This window comes from Paenibacillus agaridevorans (assembly GCF_003112455.1).
Classification (GTDB): Bacteria; Bacillota; Bacilli; order Paenibacillales; family Paenibacillaceae; genus Pristimantibacillus; species Pristimantibacillus agaridevorans.
The window spans coordinates 510,496-511,046 of record NZ_BDQX01000171.1; the positions used below are offsets into that span (position 1 = coordinate 510,496).

The following is a 551-nucleotide window of genomic DNA, read 5'->3' on the forward strand; positions in this document are numbered from 1 at the left end:
TCGGCCGGAAGTCATGCCCCCACTGCGAGACGCAATGCGCCTCGTCAATGGCGATTAGCGGGATTTGAAGCTGCTCCGACAACGACTGGAACATAGCGGAGTCCAGACGCTCCGGCGCGACGTAGAGCAGCTTATAGTCGCCTTGCATCGCTCCTCGCAGCACCTCCCTGTATTCGGCTGCGCCTAGCGAGCTGTTCAAGAATGCCGCCGACACGCCGAGTCGACGCAAACTGTCTACTTGATCCTTCATCAGCGAGATCAGCGGCGAGATGACGAGCGTCGTGCCGGGCAGCAGCAGGGCTGGCAGCTGGTAACAGATCGATTTGCCCCCGCCCGTCGGCAGAATGGCCAGCGTGTCATGCCCGTCCACGATTCCGGCGATAATGTCCTCCTGCCCTTTGCGGAAGCTGTCATAGCCATACACTTGCTTTAATAACGATAATGCTTGCTCCATTCCTCTCCCCCTCCTTCAATGGCTCCCAAAAAACAAAAGGACCCTGGCAGCATCTGTCAGGGTCCTCCTGTACCGGCCGCGTTATACGGCCGTCAAC

General features: G+C 58.6%; 1 protein-coding gene. It reads right to left on the reverse strand.

The features are described from left to right. The coding region (locus PAT3040_RS38715; RefSeq protein ID WP_258235012.1) for a DEAD/DEAH box helicase at positions 1 to 454 on the reverse strand (454 nt) is incomplete at its 3' end. Positions 455 to 551: the final 97 nt, after the last annotated feature.